Below are 21,638 nucleotides of genomic sequence, written 5' to 3' on the forward strand. Positions count from 1 at the left end.
TTAGAAAGTGACACTATTGTGTCCGCCTTTATGACTAATTAAGGACAGAAGTGAGTATTCACCTGATAATTTGGGTAAACCGTAGATAAGATCAGTTCAACCATCAGCATAAAAGGAGGATTACCATGAAAATCCTATTAATTATTGTCATTGTTCTTGTGTTACTATTCGTCTTTAAACGAATGAGAAAATAAACATTACATACAAAAAGGAGCAGTTGACTGCTCCTTTTTACTGTTTTCTTACTGAATATTTTCAATCTGCCAGTCAATTGGTTCGCGGTCGTTCTCCTTTAAAAACTCATTCGCCTTCAAGAAGTGCTGATTTCCAAAGAAGCCTCGATTTGCAGAGAATGGGCTTGGATGTGGACTTTCTAAAATTAAGTGCTTGTTGCTCTGAATGAGCTCTTTCTTTTCTTGCGCATGCTTTCCCCACAGCATAAACACAATTGGGTCTTCCTTCTGAGAAACAAGTTCAATCACACGATTTGTGAATGTCTCCCACCCTTTTCCTTTATGCGAATTTGCTTCACCACGCTGTACGGTTAGTACCGTATTAAGAAGTAGGACGCCTTGTTTGGCCCATTTCACCAAATAACCGTTATTAGGAATTTCATACCCAAATTCACTGTGCAGCTCTTTGTATATATTTGCTAAAGATGGCGGTGTTTTTACGCCTGGTTGAACTGAGAAACTTAGTCCATGCGCCTGATTTGGTCCGTGATAAGGATCTTGTCCTAAAATCACTACTTTTGTATTCTCATAGGATGTATAGTGCAGAGCATTAAAAATATCGTACATATCTGGATAAATTGTTTCTGTTTGATATTCTTCTGCTAAAAACTTTCGTAACTCTAGATAGTAGGGCTTTTGAAATTCATCTTCTAATAACGGAGCCCAATCATTTTTCAAAATTGACATCTGCTTCCTCCTCGAATGTAATTCTTACTCGTAGCGTACCCATTTTTATTAAACCAATCAACCCACCCTTGTTTTTTAGCCACTTCCCTTCTTTTTGTCCCTCTACACAAAATTTTCAGAGAAAAAATTTTTAAAAAAATAAATCCTTATATATCAACGACGTAAACCCTTTCAAGGTTCACGTTTACGTTAAATGTGTCAATTTTGCAAACTTCATTTATGACAGATCCCATAAATTATTGTTAAACTATAGTGGTATTTGGAATACTATTTGAAGAATTGCTTGAAAACTGCGTTCTAATAAGAGCGATCTGTACAACAGGCAATAATCTTTACTACATAAAAGTGAGGTCCTAAAAACAAATGGCACAACAAACACCAAAATCAATTATTGTCATTTTCGGAGCAACGGGGGATTTAGCAAAACGCAAACTATTCCCTTCCATTTTTCGACTATATAGAGAAAACAAAATTTCTGAAGACTTCGCCGTTGTCGGCGTAGCACGAAGAGAATGGTCAAACGAAGAATTCCGTGGAAACGTTCAAAAATCAATCAGCAACTTGCCAACTTTCGGTAAAGATGCAGAGAAATTCGCTTCTCACTTCCACTATCTACCGTTTGATGTAACAAATATTGAGTCTTATCAAAATCTTAATGGTCTGTTAAGTGAATTAGATGAGCAATACAATGTTCCTGGAAATCGTATTTTCTATCTAGCGATGGCTCCTGAATTCTTTGGCCCAATCGCTTCTAACTTAAAACAAGAAGGACTAACAGCTACAAAAGGCTGGAGCCGTCTTGTAATTGAAAAACCATTCGGTCATGACTATGACTCTGCAGAAGAGTTAAATGAACAAATTCGTCATGCATTTGATGAAGATCAAATTTATCGTATCGACCACTATCTTGGGAAAGAAATGGTTCAAAACATTGAAGTTATTCGCTTTGCGAACTCTATGTTTGAGGCTCTGTGGAATAATCAATACATTTCAAATATCCAAATCACGTCTAGTGAAACACTTGGAGTAGAAGATCGCGGTCGCTATTATGAGTCATCAGGTGCTCTTCTAGATATGGTTCAAAACCATATCATGCAGGTCGTAGCTCTTCTTGCGATGGAGCCACCAATTAAGTTGACACCGGATGAAATCCGTAGCGAAAAAGTAAAAGTACTTCGTGCTTTACGTTCTGTAACGGCTGAAGAAGTAAACGACTACTTCGTACGCGGACAATACGGAAAAGGCGTTATGGACGGTGAGGAAGTAATTGGATACCGCGAAGAAAACGCGGTAGATCCTGAATCAAATACAGCAACGTTTGTTGCAGGTAAATTGATGATTGATAACTTCCGCTGGGCTGGTGTTCCGTTCTACATCCGTACTGGTAAACGTATGACTGAAAAATCAACAGAGGTTGTCGTTCAGTTCAAGGATCTTCCGATGAACTTATATCGCGACAAAAGTGCAGATCTTCAGCCAAACCTGTTAGTTATTCACATTCAACCAGATGAAGGTATTACGCTTCATCTAAATGCGAAAAAAGAAACAGGCGGCGCGACGTCTACGCCAGTTAAGCTAGACTACAACAACTCTAGTGATAAAATGAACACACCAGAGGCATACGAGCGCTTAATCTATGACTGCATGCTTGGTGACGCAACAAACTTTACTCACTGGGACGAAGTAGCTCTATCTTGGAAATTTGTTGATACAATTTCCGAAGCATGGAGCAAAGAAAAAGCAACAAACTTCCCGAACTATGAGTCAGGATCAATGGGTCCAAAAGAATCTGACAAGCTGTTAGCAGAAAATGGCTTCCACTGGTGGTCCGTAAAACCTGTAGCAGACAGTGATTCCGAATAATAGATGCGAAAAGAAGCTCTTAATTTCAGTGCGGTCACTGAAAAACTTCGGACTTTTTAGATGATCAGCAGAAAGTAAGACAAAAAAGCTGGGTCCATTCCGTTCTCTGGAATGGACCCAGCTTTTTCTTTATTCTTCTTACCTTGTTTTTCTTCATTAGCTTTCACATTCTTTTTAGGTTAATGGTGAAAATGGCCCTTGCACTTCCATGCCAACGAGACCCGAGAATGTGGCTACATCATACCCGTTTCTGTACTTGAACTCGCTATTCTTCGCTTCAATTTTAGACCGTTCCTTTTATTTCTCCTTAAAGTATGCTCTTCTTTGAAAAGGAGCTTGTTCCGTATGTTCCGTTGACTCCAATGAAACGGAATCATTGGAAGCACCCTTTTGAATAAATGGAGTTTTTTTATTATCAAGCAAAAAACGGCCAAGTTCCTTTCGAAATGGGAACTTGGCCATTCTATCTGATGGAGTCGCTCTAGGTTGTTTGGAACGGAAGGTGCGAGACTCCTGCGGGATTAGCGTGACAGGTGAGACCCCGCAGAGCAACGAGGAGGCTCACCGCACGCCCCGCGGAAAGCGAAGCAACCTGGAGTGGAAATCAACCGACTCCGTTATAAAGGCAACCCTCTAAGGACTTTTTCAGGGGCCTCAATTTTAGGAGCTTCTTTTTTTATAGGGATATTTTGGACATGGCTCACTTCTTATCTTTACTACTACTAATACGTGCATAACAAAAAAGGCAACCGGTGGCTGCCTTTTTTTACGTTCTTATTTCATCCACTCTGTATGGAAAATTCCTTCTTTGTCTACACGTTGATAAGTATGAGCACCGAAGTAGTCACGCTGTGCTTGAAGAAGGTTAGCTGGTAGAGTTTCTGTACGATAGCTATCGTAGTATGCTAATGCACTTGAGAATGCTGGTACAGGAATACCTTGCTTAATCGCAACTGCTAGCACTTCACGAAGTGCAGATTGATACCCTTCTACGATCTCCTTGAAGTATGGATCTAGAAGTAAGTTTGCTAACTCACCGTCACGATCATATGCTTCTTTAATTTTTTGTAGGAACTGTGCACGAATGATACAGCCACCGCGGAAGATCATAGCAATGTCTCCGTAACGAAGATTCCAATCGTACTCTTCAGATGCTGCTCTCATTTGCGCGAAGCCTTGTGCATATGAGCAGATCTTACTCATGTAAAGGGCTTTACGAACTGCTTCAATTAGCTCTTTTTTATCGCCTTCAAAGGCAGTCACTTCTGGCCCGCTTAAGACTTTACTTGCTTTTACGCGCTCTTCTTTCATCGCAGAAATAAAGCGTGCAAACACAGACTCTGTAATAATTGGTAATGGTACACCTAAATCAAGGGAGCTTTGGCTCGTCCATTTACCCGTACCTTTTTGACCTGCTGTATCTAAAATAACATCGACAAGTGGCTTGCCTGTTTCATCGTCTTTTTTCGTAAAGATATCTGCTGTAATTTCAATTAGGTAGCTATCTAACTCCCCTTTATTCCATTCAGCAAACACTTCGTGCAGTTCATCTGCCCCTAGCCCTAATACATTTTTCAAAATGAAGTAAGCCTCGGAAATTAACTGCATGTCACCATATTCAATTCCATTGTGAACCATTTTTACATAGTGGCCAGCACCATTTGGTCCGATATATGTGCAGCAAGCATCGCCATCTACTTTTGCAGAAATAGCTTCTAAAATTGGGCGAACAAGCTCAAACGCTTCTTTTTGACCACCAGGCATAATAGACGGTCCTTTAAGTGCTCCTTCTTCCCCGCCTGATACCCCTGTACCAATGAAGTTAAGACCTGCTTCAGCAAGTTCTTTACTACGGCGAATTGTATCTTGGAAGAATGTATTCCCCCCGTCGATCACAATGTCCCCCTCATCAAGGTATGGTTTGAGTGATTCGATCGTTGCATCCGTTGCAGGGCCTGCTTTTACCATTAAAAGAATTTTGCGAGGAACTTCTAATGATTGAACAAATTCTTCAATGCTGTATGTACCCTTGAAGTTTTTACCCTCTGCTTCATTCTTTAAGAACTCTTCAGTTTTATCAGAAGAGCGGTTGTATACAGATACAGAATAGCCTCTGCTTTCAATGTTTAAAGCTAAGTTTTTACCCATTACAGCTAAACCGATAACACCAATTTGTTGTTTTGCCATCTGTGTTCTTCCCTTCTTTAGTCGGATAAATTGTTTCTTCGCTTGAAGATAACACAAAGAATTCTTGCATTTCAAGTTAGAGGTACTGTGGAGAAAAACTTCCATGATCCAAAAACGAGAAATTTTACTAACTGAGGTTTAATCGTTGAAAAAATGCGCTATATACATGTATAGACTTATTTTATTTAGACTCAACTGATCAATAGATTCCCCTCAAATCTGTTGTTCCATTCGAGAATAAATAAGCTGCTCACACTTTCCCAAGCTCGTTGCAAGGGAAGGGTGACTTTCTAAGGAGGCTACTACCATGGATGTAAAGATTGTTGATCATAGTGAAAAGGTAGAAAGAGCTGTACACGAATTAAATGCCAAAGGATACACACAATCTGAAATATATGTTTTTGCTTATGATAAATACGAAACAACGGATCTAAAGAAAGAAACTAGCACACAGAGCGTCGGTCTGAAGGAACAGGGATTTTTTGAGGCTCTATCAAACGTCTTTCGTTCTCGCTGGGAAGAAATTGAGGCAAAAATCATGTCTCTAGGAATCAGCCCAAACGAAGCTGCTCGATACGAGAATGAACTAGAAGCTGGGAAAATTGTGTTAATTGCTAAGCGCGATGACTGAGCTTTCTAAATGATAAAACGAACCAATATAAAATCACCTTTTTATCTTGACTGTTGATCGATAAAAAGGTGATTTTTTTGCTTTCTTTTGACCAGATCTTTTTGTAAAATTTAAGTGAAGATCGTATCCTCTCTTTTGCCCCCTATTAGCAAACCCCCTTTTATAATAGAGACTAGAATTATTTGTCCAAGCACCCCGAAACGCAGCAAGAATGAACACAAAATAAATATTTACTTTAAAAATGAGGGATGCCCCGTGAGGAAAATAGAACATGATCCATTTAAAGCAAATTTTGATAGCTTAGAAGAATTTGCTGATCGTATTAGCGAGGTTTTGCACTGCCCAATTACAATCGAAGATGCGAACCATCGATTAATTGCTTATAGCACTCATGATGAACGAACAGATGCAGCACGTGTTGCAACAATTATCGGACGAAGAGTCCCTGAAAAAGTCATTAACAATCTCTGGAAGGAAGGTATTATACCTGCTCTTCTTCAAACAAATCAACCCGTTCGAGTTCGGACTATTGATGAAATTGGGTTAGGTGATCGTGTTGCTATCTCCATTTGGAAAGATGAAGAAGTATTAGGATTTATATGGGCTATTGAAATTAACAAGCGATTATCTCCTGATGAGCTTGATCTCTTAAAAAAAGCAGCAGAGGCTGTTAAAAATAAGCTTTTACAGCTTCAAATTCGAAAGTACAAGAAGGTAGAGCGTTCACAAGAGTTTTTATGGAAGCTACTAACTGGGCATATTCAATCGGAAAAAGAAATGTTAGAAAGCTTTCATCAGCTTCAAATCACGCCACCGAGTAGCTTTTCCGTTACCGTATTTCGCTTTGCTGAAGAAATTGGTGAGGAAGCAGAGAAGCAAATTTCGTATATTTTACAAACGACACAGCGCCTTAAGGTGCAGCTCTATACAATTGATTACAATAACTTAATTTTGCTTGTTTCGTTGGATTCTATTCCGCAACCTTCCGAGGATCTTACAAGCTTTGTGAACAGCTTCTCAGAAAAAATGAAGGAGCGGTTTGGCATTCGCGAAATCTCTGCTGGGTTTGGGAACATTTACGAAGCATGCTTAAATATTCAAAATAGCTATCAAGAGGCTCTTAAGGTGTTAACAATCAAGAAGATGTTTCCGTATGAAACCACACACATTTATAGCTATCATCATTTGGGTATTTACCAGTTCCTTGACGTTATTCTAGAAAAGAAAAAAGCAGATAATATCCGCAACAGTTCGTTTGAAAAACTAAAGATTTATGACCAGAAGCATCATAGTGATTTAGTGGAGTCATTTGAAACCTTTCTTGATAAGGACATGAATATTAACGAGACAGCAAAGGCTCTAAACGTACACGTTAATACCCTTTCCTATCGCTTAAAACGGATTTCAGAAATCGGGGACATTAATCTAAAAGATTACAACCAAAAGATAATGTTATACATCGATATCAAAATTGAAAAAGGCCAATTATGAGTTTGTAGAAATCCACAAAAAGCGTTTATATTTTTCTTCTTTCCCAATAAAGAAAAAATTCAGTTAATATTTTATACTGATAATAACTTTTAAAGAGATTTTAAAGGAGGAAGAAACAACATGATTATTGGAGTACCTACAGAGATTAAAAATAATGAAAACCGCGTTGCGCTTACACCAGCAGGAGTTAACGCATTAATCAATAATGGCCATACCGTGCTTGTTCAATCTGAAGCAGGAATGGGCAGCGGATTCACAAACGAAGATTATACATCAGCTGGGGCAACGATTGTGTCTCTGGCAGCAGACGTTTGGGCACAATCTGAGATGATCATGAAAGTTAAAGAACCTCTTGCAAGCGAATATGATTACTTCCGTCCGGGCTTAATTTTATTCACGTACCTTCACTTAGCAGCAGAACCTGCCCTAGCTCGTGCACTAACAGAAAAAGGGGTAACTGCGATCGCTTACGAAACGGTTCAAGTAGGACGTGCTCTTCCATTGTTAACACCGATGAGTGAAGTAGCTGGACGTATGGCTGCTCAAATCGGCGCACAATTCTTAGAAAAACCAAAAGGCGGTAAAGGTATTTTATTAGCAGGCGTTCCTGGAGTAAGTCGTGGTAAAGTAACCATCATTGGTGGTGGTGTTGTAGGGACAAATGCTGCAAAACTTGCAATCGGACTAGGTGCAGATGTGACGTTAGTGGATTTAAGCTTAGAACGTTTACGTCAAATTGATGATATTTTCGGTAATCAAATTAAAACGTTGGTTTCAAATCCATTAAATATTGCAGATGCTGTAGCAGAAGCGGATCTCTTAATCTGTGCGGTTTTAATCCCAGGTGCGAAAGCGCCTAAGCTTGTTACGGAAGAAATGGTTAAATCCATGAAGCCAGGTTCTGTAATCGTAGACGTAGCAATTGACCAAGGTGGAATCGTTGAAACCGTTGATCACATTACGACACATGATCAGCCTACTTATGAGAAGCACGGAGTTGTTCACTACGCAGTAGCAAATATGCCGGGTGCAGTGCCTCGAACTTCAACAATTGCGCTGACGAATGCAACGGTTCCTTACGCTATGGAGATCGCAAACAAAGGCGTACTCAAAGCGATTGTTGGAAATCCTTCATTACGCTTAGGTTTAAACGTAGCAAACGGCGTAATCACTTACGAAGCTGTTGCTCGTGATCTTGGCTATGAATACGTAACGGTTGAAAAAGCATTAGAAAAAGAATTAACAGCTCTATAATTAGCAAATGCTCCGTTTCTTCTAGAAGAAACGGAGCATTTTTTCATATTGGCATTCCCGATTTTGTAAATTGAATAAAATTGTTATTATCGATACAATAAATAGTGTAAGATAGTTCACACAGAATTAATCCACATTAAGGATTGTAGGAGGATTTTCTATGACAGTATACAAAGCCCTAACAGTTGCAGGCTCCGATAGCAGCGGTGGCGCAGGACTTCAAGCTGATTTAAAAACATTTCAAGAGCTAGGCGTATACGGTATGTCTGCATTAACAACCATTGTAGCAATGGACCCAGATCGTAATTGGGCACATGATGTTTTCCCTCAAGATGCAAAAACACTTGAGCCACAATTAAAAACTATTGTAAAAGGTGTAGGGATTCAAGCGATGAAAACCGGCATGCTTGGTGCGGTTGATATCATTGAATTAACAGCGAAAACAATTGACGAATACAGCATTAAAAACGTGGTCATTGACCCTGTTATGATTTGTAAAGGTGAAGATGAAGTTCTTCATCCCGAAACAGCGGAAAGTCTTCGTGACCTTCTTGTTCCTCGTGCAACAGTGGTGACACCGAATCTTTTTGAAGCAGGTCAATTAAGTGGACTAGGTGCCATTACAACGGTTGATCAAATGAAAGAAGCAGCGAAGAAAATTCATGCCCTAGGTGCTAAATATGTGCTAATTAAAGGCGGAAATAAGCTTGCACATGAAAAAGCAATCGATCTTCTTTATGATGGCAAGGAATTTGAAATTTTGGAATCAGAACGTATCGAAACAACTTATACGCATGGTGCTGGTTGTACGTATTCAGCTGCTATTACAGCTGAACTTGCAAAAGGAAAGACTGTTCGTGAAGCAATTCATGTAGCGAAGGAATTTATCACGGAAGCGATCCGTCACTCGTTCCCATTAAATCAATATGTAGGACCAACAAATCACGGGGCTTATCGCAATAAAAAACAAGGCGTAACAATGTAAATGAAAAAGCAAGCCGTTTCGGCTTGCTTTTAGTTTACCTTTAATTCATCCATCGCTTGTTTAGAAGCCTGTTTAATTTCATCTGATACACCCGAAGTATTTACAAGCGTTTTGTAATAACGACCTGCCAAAGCAAAATCAACGCCTCTCATTTCATTCGCTTCTGTAAACAGCTGGTTTGATTTTGTATCTAACAATACAGCCGCAAGGTCTTTCGTCCATTCTTTCTCCCAAGATTCACCCAAATAATAGACCGCTTTTTCTAAATTCTGTTCATCTTTACCACGAATATATTGATCAACTGCCTCTTTACGTGTAATGACTACTTGATTAATATCGTTAGGTAGTCCCGGAACAGAAGCCAGTAAGTTGTACGTCTTTAATTGTTCTTGGAATGAACGACCTGATGCTTTTTCAAGCAGCGAATTTGAAATTTCATGGAGAAGATCATCATTCATATGTCGTTCTGGGTACAATCGATTTGATTCCCCCGCATATTGCAATGCTCCGTTAGCATTTTGCTTTTGCCACATGTCGTTTGCTGTTTTGCTATACGAGATGGCCTGTTTTCTGGACGTTGCTGTTTGTGCATACACGCTGTTAATCACTGAACGTGTACTTAAAATTTCATAGGCTTGCTCTTCTTTATCTAGTGAATATCCAACTGCAGCAGCTAGAAGGTCGCTTGATAGCTTATTTAGTAGGCTTCTTGCCCCTTCACTGATCGCTTTCTCTTTGGTAGCTGCTTCTGAAGCTAGGATAACGGCTTTTGCCAAATCGTCTGTAGCTGTATCTCTCGCCTCAATCATAAGACGGTACTGATAGAGACGATCTTCAGAAGCCTTCGCATATTCAGCCGGAACTCCTGGTGCCTCTACAAGTGTTTGATACTGGGCGACGATTTTCTTTTGCTTTGTAGCACTTGTATAAGCATCTAACTCATCTTCCATTGAGTTTGTTTGTTGCATCAAGAGATTACTTGCATCATTTACAACCGTTGCAATATCTAGATTAGATACTAACGAACCACCTTGCTCAATCACCTGAACATACTGTCCACTATCCTTTAGTTTCGTCAACGTTTCAAGTGCTGTTTCAGTTGGAATTTCTTCGTAATCACCAGGCTTTCTTTCCTCTAGCGGCTTCACTTGTTTTTTCACTAGTTCTTCTTTCTGTTGCTTCGCTTCCTCTGCAACTTCTGGTGAATATCGGGCATCCATTTGGTATTTATTTAGCGCTTCTGTAGTGTTCTCATCTACTTCTGCTTCCTTCTTAGCACTCTCTAGCAGTTTCTTATCCGCTTCCTTGAAGTCGCTCTTCTCAATTTTTTCACCGGTGATCTCATTGTACTTCCCGACATAATATACGATGTCTTTATCCTCTTGAGAAGAGGTAGAAGAATTTGCTACTTCTGGACTTTCAGCAGTAACACCTGATGCTACTTCGCTCGAATCGGCAGAATTCGACACTTCCGCTGTTGAAACCGCAGGAGTAGATTTCGCTACATAAAGCTGAATTTCATTATTTAAAAATTGTTTATACAGCTCTTTTCTTATTTCTGCCTGCAGCGCTTGAATTTTTTGATCTTCTAATTGCAATGAATTAATCAGTTGCAACGAGGAGTAGGTATATCCATTAGACGGATCTTGAACAGCTTGATCTTTCAATTTCACAGCTGATGAAACGATCAAATCAATGATTTTTGCATAATCTTCATCTTGCTTTTTCACTTGCCCGCCATAATACACGGCATTTTGAAGACTAGCCGTATCATCAGCAGCGGTATAATATTTAATTTGTGTATATAAGCTCTCTGGAACGATTAATGCCACCGTTTTATAGCCAGAGGTTGGTTTCTCTGGTTCACTTGGAATTGGAAAAGGATCTGTTGGAACATTTGGATTGCCTGGATTACTCGGGTTACTTGGAGTAGTCGGTTCTCCTGTCTCTCCTGGAATTTCTGGTTCCTCAGGGTTTGTTGGAATTTCAGGGTTATCTTCTCCTGTACTTCCTTCCTCGATTGTTCCTTCTCCTGGAAGTTCTAGACCAGAATTTTCGTTTTCATCATCTGCATTTGGAGGAACGATAATGTCATCCTCCTGATCCAATATGATCGTGCTTAAAATTGGAGGTACTTCCTTTTTCGGAATTTCCGGCAGTGGTGCATTTTTAGCTGGATCTACAACTAGGCCCATCACGGTTTGGTTTTTATCCGGTTCTGATAAGTCCACAATGTATACCACATTGTTATCAATATTGTTTTTTAGAGAAAAATTTTGTTTCTTTCTGTCCTTCGGTTGTTCGATAGGTGTAGGCTGATCGCTGTCTGTATTTAATCGAATCTGACTTTTACGCTTTCCACTTGATGCTATAACGGAAGAAATATCGTTATTACTGTGGGTTAACCTAATTGGATTACTTGCTGCTGGTTGATCCCAATGATGATAGAGAGATAAACCAGCCGAGAAAATCATCACTGCTGTAGCTCCTGACACAACGATCTTCATCTTTTTTTTACTGCTAGAAGGTTCTTTTTCCTTGCTCAACTTTCTCCCTCCTTACGTTCCGTATCCCTTTTGCTTTAACTCCGTCAGCTTCTTTTTTGCCTCCGTTATTTCAATTGGGTCCGTATTGAACTGGACTGATTTCTTTAGAAGCTCTTTGGCATCTTCATACTTTTTTTGATAAAGCTTTGAAACACCATATAAATAATAGCCGTGCCCATAACTAGGATTTTCGACCAAAATTCGATCATAAATTTTACTTGATTGATCATACTGCTTTAGTTGATCGTAAATAGAAGCCATGTTTACGAGGTTATCTTGATTAAACGTTAAAGCATCAGCTTGCTTGTAGTAATCCACTGCGGCCTCAAACTGCTTTTGACTAAGAGGGTTATTTTTTGCCTTGTAGTATAATCCAAACCCTTGATACAACTGAGCAAGCTGTGTAAGGTAAGCCAAGCTAGTAGCGTTGCTTACCTCACTCTGAACGAGGCTACTCATCAAACGTATCGCCTCTGAATAGTTAAACTCTTTTGTCTGATCGTCAATTTGATTCGTCTGATTAATAGCTATATACGTATTCGCTAGGTTTTGAACATAGCGATTTTTTTTAGGATCAAGCTTCACTGCCTCACGAAAAGAATCTTTTGCCAAGTTCAATTGACCTTTTAGCATATACAATTCGCCTTTTAAGTTCGATTTGAACGCTTTGGCTGGGGGTTTAGATGAATTCAAGCGATTGACAATGTTATTTGCCTTGTCATACTGCCCCATCTTTCCATAGCTCACAGCAAGGTCACGTAGAACATCTTGTTCGTATTGACTCTTTTTGCCCTCTTTTGCCTTTTCATAATAGGCACTTGCTGCTTGATAGTTATCAGTTAAAAAGTACGCACGTCCTATTAAATAGTAAGCTTCTTGATTTTTCTCCGAAATTTGATTACGCGCAACTAAGTTGCTTAAATAAGTGGCTGCGTTGTTGTATTTGGCTTCGCTAATTAAAATGGTCGCCATTTTTGCATATAGTTCTTCCGTAGGCTTCTTTTCGATTGCTGCTTGTATGTAAGTTCTTGCTGCTTCAAGGTTGCCATCATCAAACGATTGTGCACCCTTTTGAATGGATTCTTCCCACTTCTTATTTTCCACGTACTGATATATCCAAGTCGAAGTCGAAGCGATAAACAATATTCCGATTGCAATTAAAATCCATTTCACTTTTGCCAATGAAATAAAAGAAAATTTACGGTTTGAAGATGGGTTAGCGTTTGTTTCTGTACTGAGCGGTGTTTGAACTGATGGAGCAAACGGCTCGTTCAGCTTATAATCTGAAGATTGCTTTTGCTGTGCGACTTTTTGTTTTAGCTCATCGATAATTATTCGAAGTTCATTTTTCGTTACCTCATCGGAAGATGGTAACGAGCAAGCACGTTCGTAAAAAAGCATTGCCTTTTCAAGCTCACCTAGCTTTTCAAAATGGGGAGCAGCTTCCAAATAATCATCTAACTCAAAGCTCTGTCGAACAGAGGCTAACGGTTCCCCGTTTAACAGCAAGTGAATTTCTTCCACAATTGCGCGCTGTTCAGGGAACGTCTCCAATAGATATTGATACTCAGCAATAGCTGCTCTTCGTTTTCCGATTAATTCAAATGAAGCTGAAATGGCTAAAATGGATGATAAACTAAAAGATGGAATTGAAACAGGCATCTTTTTTTGAGCGACAACGTTCGCATAATTCGTTTCAATATGCGTCTTTGCATGCTCCGGGAAGATATCCCACCAATCTTTGAAGGATGGACAATCTTCTAGAGAGTTACTTCGCCAAACCTGTTCAAAAAGGCGGTTTCCTGCATCTCCAAGCATATTCTGTACGGCTGCTTTCACCACTTCATATTTATGAGATAATTGCTGAATTTCTTCGGGATTAAAATAACTAATGTCGTCTGCTTTTAACTCTCGCACACTCTCATCGAACCAAGTTAGCATTTCGACAAGAAGAATGGCGCCAGAAAATCGATCAGCCTTCTCAGACCATACTCCTTCTTTGATGTAATCGGCAGCGTAACCCAATGACCCTCCAGGAAGAGCTTTAGGTTTTGATAAATGAGAAGCATACATTTCTTCTATGTCTACTAATTCAATATGAGAAAACGATGAAGATCGTTCATGTGATAAATAGGGAATGAGGACATTACTAGAAGACAGATCACAGTGAGCGAGACCTTTCTCTTCCATACTTTTTAGGGTAAATACGAGTGCACATGAAATATGCAAACACGTTTCCTCTGAAAGGATCTGATTATCCAGCAGAATATCTGACCATGTGGGACCATCAATCCATGGCATGATGAGTGAAAACTCTAGGTCTTCTTCGTGTGATAACAATGTAGCGTGACATTCCTTCGTCACCACATGTCTTTCACATACAGATAAGCCATACATTGTTGAAAATGAAGCAATTTGTTTCGCAATGTTACTCTGCTGTTTATTTTTAAATCGATCTCGAAACACCTTTAGCGCTTTTTTGTTTTGCAGGCCTGAGATCTGTCTATTTATGAGTTGATAAACAGTTCCTTGGCGACCTTCCTGGCCATAAGGCATATCCATTCCAAAAACAGCAGGGTGTTTGGCAAAAGAGTATGTGTTTTTAAATAAGCGAATGGTTTGACCAGCTTCTGGATGAAAGTTCATACCAAGTTACCCCTATCCTACGTAGATACAAATTTAAAAATCTCTCATGTACAAGATTAGCATTAAATAGGTGATAAAACACAGGTATATAGACCCCTTTTAATGGGATAATTACGTAAATTTAGTTCTTTTTCTTCAAACTAATGTCATACTTATATTCCCATTTCAGGAATTTTTCTAACTCAAAAAAGAGCTAACCATAAAGTGGTTAGCTCCTTGAGTCATCCGTTCTTATTTTGAGTCCACATCTCGGAATCGGCTTGCGACTCCTCGTAGCTCTTGATCAATAGAATCCAATAGCTGTGTATAAACTTTCATATGCTGCTTCGACTGCTCAAATTGATCAAAGAAACGCTTTTTCGTTTGCCCGTCCCACTTTCCTTCTAGTGACATTAGGGCTTGCTGAAGCCTTGCCATTTGCTGACGACTAGACTCAGAGCCGCTTCTAAACTGTTGTGCAATTCTTTCAAGCTCCTCTGGTGATACTAAAATACGTCCTGCCATAACAATCTCCTTCCCCACTCAATATCTAATAATCCACATTATTTATTTCTTTTGAAAAAACAAGTTAAACCTTCAGAACCATTACTTAATACCCAAAAATTTAAAAATCATACTTTTTAACCATTAAAGCTATAGTCGTGCTTGTGCAAAATTCGATTTTCCCATTGTTTCTTATTTAATGTCGGACCGTATGGATAAGCCGTACGAATTTTTGTATGCTTCCCTTTAATTAAGAAACCATCTCCTGCTGGAAGTTCTCGATCTGTTTCATCATGTGGAAGTCGAATATTGAAAAAGTACAAATCATTACTCATCGTAGATCCTAACAAGAAGCCGGTAAACTTCTTTTTAAAGTTCATAAACCAAGCTTCATGTATATAACTGTTCATCGCAGTCAAAGATCCCGCCATAATGAAATGAACATTTTTCTGACGTCCCCCTTTAATCAATCGCTCAAGACGATCTTTTCCTTCAAAATCTAAGCTCATCTCCTGCATAAAGTGCTCTGCGTCATCAATGAGCACCATAACGGGTGAGGAGACTTCTTCAGAAAGACTCTCAGCTATTCCAATGTTATGTGGCTTCCGCTGGCTAATAATGGTTTCTATCTCTTCAAGTAGGCTGCTGACTTGCGAAAATTCCATTGCAACCCCCTTTATATGAGGAAGAGTTGAATATCCACTTAATCCACTTGCTTTTGGCTCTAGATCAATCAGAAAGATATCGATGTCATCTGGGGAAAACTGATCACACATTCTCAAAAGAATTGATTGAAGCAGCGACGTTTTTCCTGACTCAACTCTTCCTGTAATTAATACGTTTTCTCCATCACTTAGTTGAAGAGACTGTGTTTGTAAGTCATCCACGTCAATCGCAATCGCAAGTGACGGAGGATCAGCTGATTTCTCTAAATTTTCTAAGTATACTTCTTTCGGAAGAGTTGGAATTGATTTTGCATGATCATCGCTCCACTCATTACTCATCTCGTTGCCAACACGTCGAATATATGCGCTCTTTTCTAGTTCACTGTCCCCCTGATAAGGAAGAAAGCTCTGGAACGACAGCGGTGGATTGTTTCCTTTTACAAACCCTCGGCCTGCTGGCAGATCACTGGTTTGAATATGTGGCCTTCCAACCGCGAAATAATAGTCCGTCATATCCGTTAATTCAAACGTGACAACGGAGGCAAAATTATTTCGGTAACGTTCATACATATCGCCTGTCTGGTTCGTAGTGACGACCATTATCATGCCATAAGCCGCCCCTTCACGTAGAAATATTTCAAGCTGTTCATGCTCTTCTGGGTAAAGACTTTTAAGGCTACTATAACCATCTATTAAGAGAACGATGGCTGGAATATGATCGTTATTCGACTGGTTGTAGCTTTCAAAAGTTGTCGCTCCAACGGTTGAAAACAATTCTTTTCGGTCTTTTAATTCACGAAGCAGGAATGCAAACATCCTCTTTATTTTTTCTTTCTCTTCCTCGTAAATAACGTCTCCAACATGTGGAAACGCAGAGAAGGATCTCATTTGACGGCCAAAATCCAGAAGGTACATATTCAACTCTTTTGGTGAATACGCAGTCGTTAACGACATGGTGAGCGTCTGAATGAAAGATGTTTTTCCTGACCCAGGCATCCCATATACAAGCAAGTGGCCTTCGCTTAAATTCATCAACAGCGGATACTGTGATTGATTAGACGTATCATCTACTAGCCCTACAGAAGCAGTCAGAGTCTTTTTCACATGATCCCATTTCTCTTTTCTTTGCGCCTTGCCTCCATAATGGGGGAACGAAATTCTATTTGGTAAAGGCTGTAGCCAAGGGCCCGCTAGTCGCTTAATGCTGCTTTTTTGTGCTTCTTCGTTCAAATAGTTAATCAGAACCTGAATTTGCTTTTTAGACGTTGTTTTTTGAATGGATAATGTTTGTTTGTACACAACAGATCCATCCAATTGCACTTCACCTACAACAGCTTCTTCTGCATCTTCATCAGCCGTCGGATCATACGGAGCCCCGCTCCAGGCAGACTGGAAATACTCTAATACTTCGTTGTTCCCCACTTGGAGGTAAGCTCGGCCTGCATTTGTAATATGAGAGGCATTGGGTATTTTAATCATTTCGCGACTGTCACTCTCATCTTGGACACGAAGGCAAATTCGAAAGCGAGAGTTGCTCCAAATTTTTTCGTCCACGACACCTGCTGGCTTCTGAGTAGCCAACAGCAAATGAACACCTAGCGTACGACCGATAGCCGCTATACTAACAAGCTCATCCATAAACTCTGGCTGATCTTTTTTTAGCTGTGCAAACTCGTCGATTATGATAAAAAGATGTGGCAGTGGTTCCTTATCACGAAATTCTGATAAAAAGTACTCATCAATATGCTGAAAATTACCCGTACGCTTAAAGATTTTTTGTCTCCGCTCTAGTTCTGCACGAAGTGAAACCTTTGCTCGACTAATTAAATTCACGTCCTCAAGATTCGTAATGGTTGCCACTACGTGGGGGAGGTCTTGGAATGTATTCGACATGCCCCCTCCCTTATAATCAATGAGCATGAATGCTACGTCGTGCGGATGATAAGTCGTTGCTAATGATAAAATAAGTGACTGAATGACCTCACTCTTTCCTGATCCTGTTGTTCCAGCCATTAATCCATGTGGACCATGACCTTTTTTCTCAATTTTATCGTGGATATTGAGCGTCACAGGCTTTCCGCCTTCTCGAACCCCAATAGGTACGGGTAGCGATGATGGAAAACGATTTCGATTCCAGCGATTCTGAGCATTTAATTCTTCTACCTGCTGTACGCCATACATCTCTAGAAAAGTTAAAACTTTCGGCACAACACCTGCTGTTGATTTCTTTACCTTTAAAGGAGCCATCGAGCGAGCAGCCTGATTTGCCTCTTGTAAAGTCAGATGATCCACCATCACTTTTTCTGCACCTGAAAAAAGACTTTTTTCCTCATCATGCGATTTTGAGAACGTTTCGTATATCTTCGCTTCCCCTTCCCTCACTTCAATAATGACTTCACACTCCATCGGAAGCATTTCTTTTTGAGTAGCCATTAAAAAGGTACATGCACCTATCTTTTCACCTTCTTTTAAAAGAAGAGGCAGTAGCGCATCGTCCTCCAAAATCTCCAAGTAGGGCAAAAAGAAAACATACTCAGGCGTGTGTGAAGGAGATGTGCTCACTTTTCCTTGCTGTTCGAGCTTACGAATATTTAGCTTTGTATAAAGCTGTTCAAACAGTCTTTGAGCCATCTCTCTATCCTCAGCAATATACCTCATATCTCGATTTTCATTCCAAATATGTGGAAGCCACCTCATCCAATCCCACTGCTGCTGTTCTGTTGCATGATAAGCTGTTATAAGCTTTACTTCATCAGGAGAATGATGCGTAACGATCTGAAGGATGATGGAACGAGTAAGCTCTAATATCTCTGCTTCATCTCCAACTAGTCCAATGACGCGCTTTTCTCGTAGTGGGACAGATATAGGAACATCTCGCATCAGATGAAAGTCTGCTTGAAGCTGTTGTGCTTCTTCAATTAGAGGATTAATGTCATACCCTTCCTGTGTTGGGACTTCTAAATCAACCTCAAACGGCTTTTCTCCTAATCCGATACGAATGTTCAAAAAGTCCTCAGTATTAGGCGTTCGCTCCCAAAGAGAGCTCTTTCTACTATTTATTCGCTTCAGGCACTCTTTAATGCTTGGATCGTTTTCTCTTAAGAAAACTCGTTGAAGATCGTAAATACGCTGTAGTTCTTGTCGATGGTCATTAATTTGATGTATGTATTCGTCTCGATGCTCTTTGATCTCCATGTCATGTTTCTTTTTACGCTTAAAAAACAATATAATCGTTGCTAAGTAAGATCCCACCATTGGTATGCTCATTGCCATCATAAAAATGGGGTACATACTGTTACTATTCATCGTTTTAGATAAGTAAAACATGACACCTATAGTAGCAAGTGTGAGGAAAATTGGAATCAGCATCGTCTCAATTGAAAATGCAGGCTGTATCGGCTCACTTTTCGGTCGATGAACCGTAACTTTACCTGTTGGTAACGATAGCTTTAATCTTGGTGACCGAGTAAAAAAAGGTGATTTCTTCATACATTCCCTCCTTTAATCAAGGATTTTCCATGCATAGTCTGATGCTGGAGTAGTCTCATTCTCCTCCTCAGGTGAATAAGTGGTTAATTCCTTTATCTCATTAAGTGTTGATAGATTTGAAGCACCTTCACTCAAACGTAAAAATGCTCCGTCCCAAATGCCTACAACTTCTAGCCTTTGGTTTTTATCCAAGCGGAACCAATGCTTTTCATCAAACGAATATTCCACATCACGGGAAGCATGTCCCCATTCATTTTGAATTCCTTTCCACTCTAATAGAGCCTGTAGGAGCTGGTGACCTTCTAGGTGGTTAGATAATTGAATATCCTTCTCTCCTGCATCATGAATAAATGTAATCACAATATCGCTCAATCGCTTTTCCTCCTTTACCATACGATATTAAAAAAAGAGAGATCATCGCTTTCGGGAGATAAAAAAGATTCTTGCATATACCTGTAAAGCTTACGTAAAGAAGGCGTGGTATTACAAGGATCTAAAATTGCCAGTCCATCTGTATAGATCATGAGTTCACTGATGGATGTCTTTAAGATATCCAAGCTGAGCACGTGTAGATCATCCGATGGAATTCCTTTTTTCGTTGACCAACGTTGATGGACCTGTCGCAGATCAGGAGTAATTACTTCTACCTCTTTTTTGTTCTTCCAAAACCGTATCCTTAAATCCCCTGACCAACCTAAAAACAAATGAGGCTGATCACCACTAAAATCAATTCGACCACAAACGAACATGGTTTCACTACCCTGTTCTCGTTTATCTTCCAACACCTCTTTTAATAAGGGGGGCAGTTCAGCGGAAAGATGATAATTCTTCACCTCATCTGTCCCCTCATCAATGGCCATCGTTAGGAACTGAAGGAGTTCTTCTTTCGCTGCATGCTCATTTTGAAGAAGATCAAATTCAGCATGATCCATCCATGCTAATAGCTGTTCTCCTAAAAAGGAGGCCGCCACATCTCCACAGAAGGATAAACTAACACCATCACAAACGACAAATGATATGCAGTGATGGTGTAAGCGAAATGCGAGAAAATCTTGCCCCTTATCGTTTTCAATCTGTGATTCATAGGAGCGAGCATATCCATATTTAATTTTATACAGCGTTTCATTGATCTCTGACGGAGGTGTTTCTTCATTTGGATTACTGCTATAGTTCATCTCGTATTCCTTCCTATCGTACTGGTGTCGCAGCTGACATTTGAAATCCAAGGGAAACAAGATCAGCGTTCGTACCAGGAAGCATCATAAGTGCTCCGGGCTGAATTTTATAACCCGTTTCCATCATCATTTCACGGTAGCTTTCAGGTAATGGGCTAGATAGCATTTTTAGCTTATTTCCGTATTCCTCATCGAGCTCAGTAGCCGGCATAATACCGGGCCATTTTTTCGAATTTTCAACCGGTGAAGAAACAATTTCATCTGAAATAAAAATATTTTCGACCAAAACATTTCCATCAGGAACATGTAAATTCATGATTCGCTTCACTACCGGTGTAGGATCCTCACCGGTAAACGCTCCGTCTGTCATGTGACAAATAAGAGGGGCGGGACAATTTTGTAAGTTAGGAAGTTCCTCTAATAGAATTTTTTCTGCTTGCTCAAATGCTTTAGCCGTATTCGTTAACCTCTGAGTTGGGATGTTTTCTAGCGGCTTCATTCGTGCCACTTCATCAATCCCTTTCACTCCTCCGAGTACGTCAAATACGTTATCACTATAGGCTAAAATTGAAATTCGATATCTTGGACTTAACCGACTTCCCTTTGTTGACCGGAAGACCATTTGGCGGATGGCAGCATGTAAGGCATCTGTAACAACATCCATTCTTCTTTTATGCTCTCCCTTTGATTCCATCAACTGATTCATGGACGCGCTAATATCGAGTAAATAGATGATGTATGCTGGCGTCTGCTGTGTAGCTTGAATATTATATTTCATCTGTTTATTCTCCCGTATTTATTCACCGCTTTAAGCACGAGTCAATATAGGTCTATTCTCATCCAAAAAGCATATAAATTTGAAATTTCTTCTATCATTGATCTTATCAAAGGTTACTATATATCTATATAAGCGAATAAGCCTATTTTCGACAAAAAAAAGCATCCTCACCGTAGTGAGGATGCTTCTTCCTTTTTACATTCCAGTCATACCGAATGACATTACCCAAATGGAACCTGCCACTACAGCAATCGCAATGAAGAATGCAAAAGCCATATTTACCACTTGTACCTTACCACTTTCACTTTCAGTTACGTGCATGAACATGATTAACTGAAGAAGTGCTTGTAGTACAGCCAAGATGATGATTCCTGACATAATCGCTGTTTTTGAAAGATCCGTTTCAAACGCGATAAAAACCGCTACAAATGTCAGTGCTAATGAAATAATAAACCCGATTAAATGCTTCCAAGGGAAACCATCATGACCATGATGGCTCGCTTGTGCGTTTTTATTACCTGCCAT

Annotated in this window: 16 protein-coding genes and 1 pseudogene; 6 read left to right on the forward strand and 11 right to left on the reverse strand. The window is 39.8% G+C overall.

The window, feature by feature from the left end; all coding sequences use genetic code 11:
- Positions 1 to 242 precede the first annotated feature (242 nt).
- Positions 243 to 920 (reverse strand): uracil-DNA glycosylase, encoded by a 678-nt coding sequence (locus AMD01_RS22930; RefSeq protein WP_053403773.1) that lies wholly within the window; start codon positions 918 to 920, stop codon positions 243 to 245.
- Positions 921 to 1,283: 363 nt separating this feature from the next.
- On the opposite strand from AMD01_RS22930, the gene zwf reads away from it, so the two are divergent.
- Positions 1,284 to 2,783 (forward strand): glucose-6-phosphate dehydrogenase, encoded by a 1,500-nt coding sequence (gene zwf, locus AMD01_RS22935; RefSeq protein WP_053403774.1) that lies wholly within the window; start codon positions 1,284 to 1,286, stop codon positions 2,781 to 2,783.
- A gap of 174 nt (positions 2,784 to 2,957) precedes the next feature.
- On the opposite strand, the pseudogene AMD01_RS24840 reads toward zwf, so the two are convergent.
- Positions 2,958 to 3,155, reverse strand: a pseudogene (locus tag AMD01_RS24840) (IS5/IS1182 family transposase); the annotation flags it as partial.
- An 82-nt stretch (positions 3,156 to 3,237) separates the two neighbouring features.
- Here AMD01_RS24840 and AMD01_RS24360 point away from each other — a divergent pair.
- Entirely contained in the window at positions 3,238 to 3,420 is a 183-nt protein-coding gene (locus tag AMD01_RS24360; protein ID WP_157052834.1) for a hypothetical protein, read from the forward strand.
- A 137-nt stretch (positions 3,421 to 3,557) separates the two neighbouring features.
- Here AMD01_RS24360 and gndA read toward each other — a convergent pair whose 3' ends face one another.
- A complete protein-coding gene (gene gndA / locus AMD01_RS22940) occupies positions 3,558 to 4,970 on the reverse strand; it encodes an NADP-dependent phosphogluconate dehydrogenase (RefSeq protein WP_053403775.1) in 1,413 nt (470 codons plus the stop codon).
- Positions 4,971 to 5,277: 307 nt separating this feature from the next.
- Between gndA and AMD01_RS22945 the strand changes: the two genes are divergently transcribed.
- The 4 genes from AMD01_RS22945 (at position 5,278) to pdxK (ending at position 9,331) form a co-directional block, all read left to right on the forward strand.
- A complete protein-coding gene (locus tag AMD01_RS22945; protein ID WP_053403776.1) occupies positions 5,278 to 5,601 on the forward strand; it encodes a YflT domain-containing protein in 324 nt (107 codons plus the stop codon).
- A 264-nt stretch (positions 5,602 to 5,865) separates the two neighbouring features.
- Positions 5,866 to 7,092, forward strand: coding sequence for a PucR family transcriptional regulator (locus AMD01_RS22950; RefSeq protein WP_053403842.1), 1,227 nt, complete (start codon positions 5,866 to 5,868; stop codon positions 7,090 to 7,092).
- A gap of 120 nt (positions 7,093 to 7,212) precedes the next feature.
- Positions 7,213 to 8,346, forward strand: a complete 1,134-nt coding sequence (gene ald, locus AMD01_RS22955) for an alanine dehydrogenase (RefSeq protein WP_053403777.1) — start codon at positions 7,213 to 7,215, stop codon at positions 8,344 to 8,346.
- Between the two features lie 160 nt (positions 8,347 to 8,506).
- Entirely contained in the window at positions 8,507 to 9,331 is an 825-nt protein-coding gene (pdxK, locus tag AMD01_RS22960; protein ID WP_053403778.1) for a pyridoxine/pyridoxal/pyridoxamine kinase, read from the forward strand.
- A 29-nt stretch (positions 9,332 to 9,360) separates the two neighbouring features.
- Here pdxK and AMD01_RS22965 read toward each other — a convergent pair whose 3' ends face one another.
- The 8 genes from AMD01_RS22965 to qoxD all read right to left on the reverse strand — a co-directional run bounded on the left by AMD01_RS22965 (position 9,361) and on the right by qoxD (position 21,638).
- Positions 9,361 to 11,877, reverse strand: coding sequence for a hypothetical protein (locus AMD01_RS22965; RefSeq protein ID WP_053403779.1), 2,517 nt, complete (start codon positions 11,875 to 11,877; stop codon positions 9,361 to 9,363).
- A 12-nt stretch (positions 11,878 to 11,889) separates the two neighbouring features.
- Positions 11,890 to 14,523 carry a tetratricopeptide repeat protein gene (locus tag AMD01_RS22970; RefSeq protein ID WP_053403780.1) on the reverse strand — a complete coding sequence of 878 codons (2,634 nt, stop codon included), beginning with the start codon at positions 14,521 to 14,523 and terminating at the stop codon, positions 11,890 to 11,892.
- Between the two features lie 231 nt (positions 14,524 to 14,754).
- Positions 14,755 to 15,027, reverse strand: coding sequence for a WXG100 family type VII secretion target (locus AMD01_RS22975; protein ID WP_053403781.1), 273 nt, complete (start codon positions 15,025 to 15,027; stop codon positions 14,755 to 14,757).
- A gap of 116 nt (positions 15,028 to 15,143) precedes the next feature.
- A complete protein-coding gene (essC, locus tag AMD01_RS22980; RefSeq protein WP_053403782.1) occupies positions 15,144 to 19,160 on the reverse strand; it encodes a type VII secretion protein EssC in 4,017 nt (1,338 codons plus the stop codon).
- Positions 19,161 to 19,172: 12 nt separating this feature from the next.
- A complete protein-coding gene (locus tag AMD01_RS22985; RefSeq protein WP_053403783.1) occupies positions 19,173 to 19,532 on the reverse strand; it encodes a hypothetical protein in 360 nt (119 codons plus the stop codon).
- 14 nt (positions 19,533 to 19,546) lie between these two features.
- A complete protein-coding gene (locus AMD01_RS22990; RefSeq protein ID WP_053403784.1) occupies positions 19,547 to 20,335 on the reverse strand; it encodes a hypothetical protein in 789 nt (262 codons plus the stop codon).
- Between the two features lie 13 nt (positions 20,336 to 20,348).
- On the reverse strand, positions 20,349 to 21,113 hold the full coding sequence (locus tag AMD01_RS22995) for a vWA domain-containing protein (RefSeq protein WP_053403785.1): 765 nt from the start codon (positions 21,111 to 21,113) through the stop codon (positions 20,349 to 20,351).
- Positions 21,114 to 21,308: 195 nt separating this feature from the next.
- Positions 21,309 to 21,638: a cytochrome aa3 quinol oxidase subunit IV gene (gene qoxD, locus AMD01_RS23000; RefSeq protein WP_053403786.1), complete on the reverse strand. Its 330-nt coding sequence runs from the start codon at positions 21,636 to 21,638 to the stop codon at positions 21,309 to 21,311.

Origin of the sequence: Priestia koreensis (genome assembly GCF_001274935.1) — a bacterium.
GTDB classification, from domain to species: Bacteria; Bacillota; Bacilli; order Bacillales; family Bacillaceae_H; genus Bacillus_AG; species Bacillus_AG koreensis.

What these genes read in the sequence shown, in the direction of transcription:
- AMD01_RS22930 (WP_053403773.1), bottom strand. Translation starts at nt 920, where the DNA reads ATGTCAATTTTGAAAAATGATTGGGCTCCGTTATTAGAAGATGAATTT.
- zwf (WP_053403774.1), top strand. Translation starts at nt 1,284, where the DNA reads ATGGCACAACAAACACCAAAATCAATTATTGTCATTTTCGGAGCAACG.
- gndA (WP_053403775.1), bottom strand. Translation starts at nt 4,970, where the DNA reads ATGGCAAAACAACAAATTGGTGTTATCGGTTTAGCTGTAATGGGTAAA.
- AMD01_RS22945 (WP_053403776.1), top strand. Translation starts at nt 5,278, where the DNA reads ATGGATGTAAAGATTGTTGATCATAGTGAAAAGGTAGAAAGAGCTGTA.
- ald (WP_053403777.1), top strand. Translation starts at nt 7,213, where the DNA reads ATGATTATTGGAGTACCTACAGAGATTAAAAATAATGAAAACCGCGTT.
- pdxK (WP_053403778.1), top strand. Translation starts at nt 8,507, where the DNA reads ATGACAGTATACAAAGCCCTAACAGTTGCAGGCTCCGATAGCAGCGGT.
- AMD01_RS22970 (WP_053403780.1), bottom strand. Translation starts at nt 14,523, where the DNA reads ATGAACTTTCATCCAGAAGCTGGTCAAACCATTCGCTTATTTAAAAAC.
- AMD01_RS22975 (WP_053403781.1), bottom strand. Translation starts at nt 15,027, where the DNA reads ATGGCAGGACGTATTTTAGTATCACCAGAGGAGCTTGAAAGAATTGCA.
- essC (WP_053403782.1), bottom strand. Translation starts at nt 19,160, where the DNA reads ATGAAGAAATCACCTTTTTTTACTCGGTCACCAAGATTAAAGCTATCG.
- AMD01_RS22990 (WP_053403784.1), bottom strand. Translation starts at nt 20,335, where the DNA reads ATGAACTATAGCAGTAATCCAAATGAAGAAACACCTCCGTCAGAGATC.
- AMD01_RS22995 (WP_053403785.1), bottom strand. Translation starts at nt 21,113, where the DNA reads ATGAAATATAATATTCAAGCTACACAGCAGACGCCAGCATACATCATC.
- qoxD (WP_053403786.1), bottom strand. Translation starts at nt 21,638, where the DNA reads ATGGCAGGTAATAAAAACGCACAAGCGAGCCATCATGGTCATGATGGT.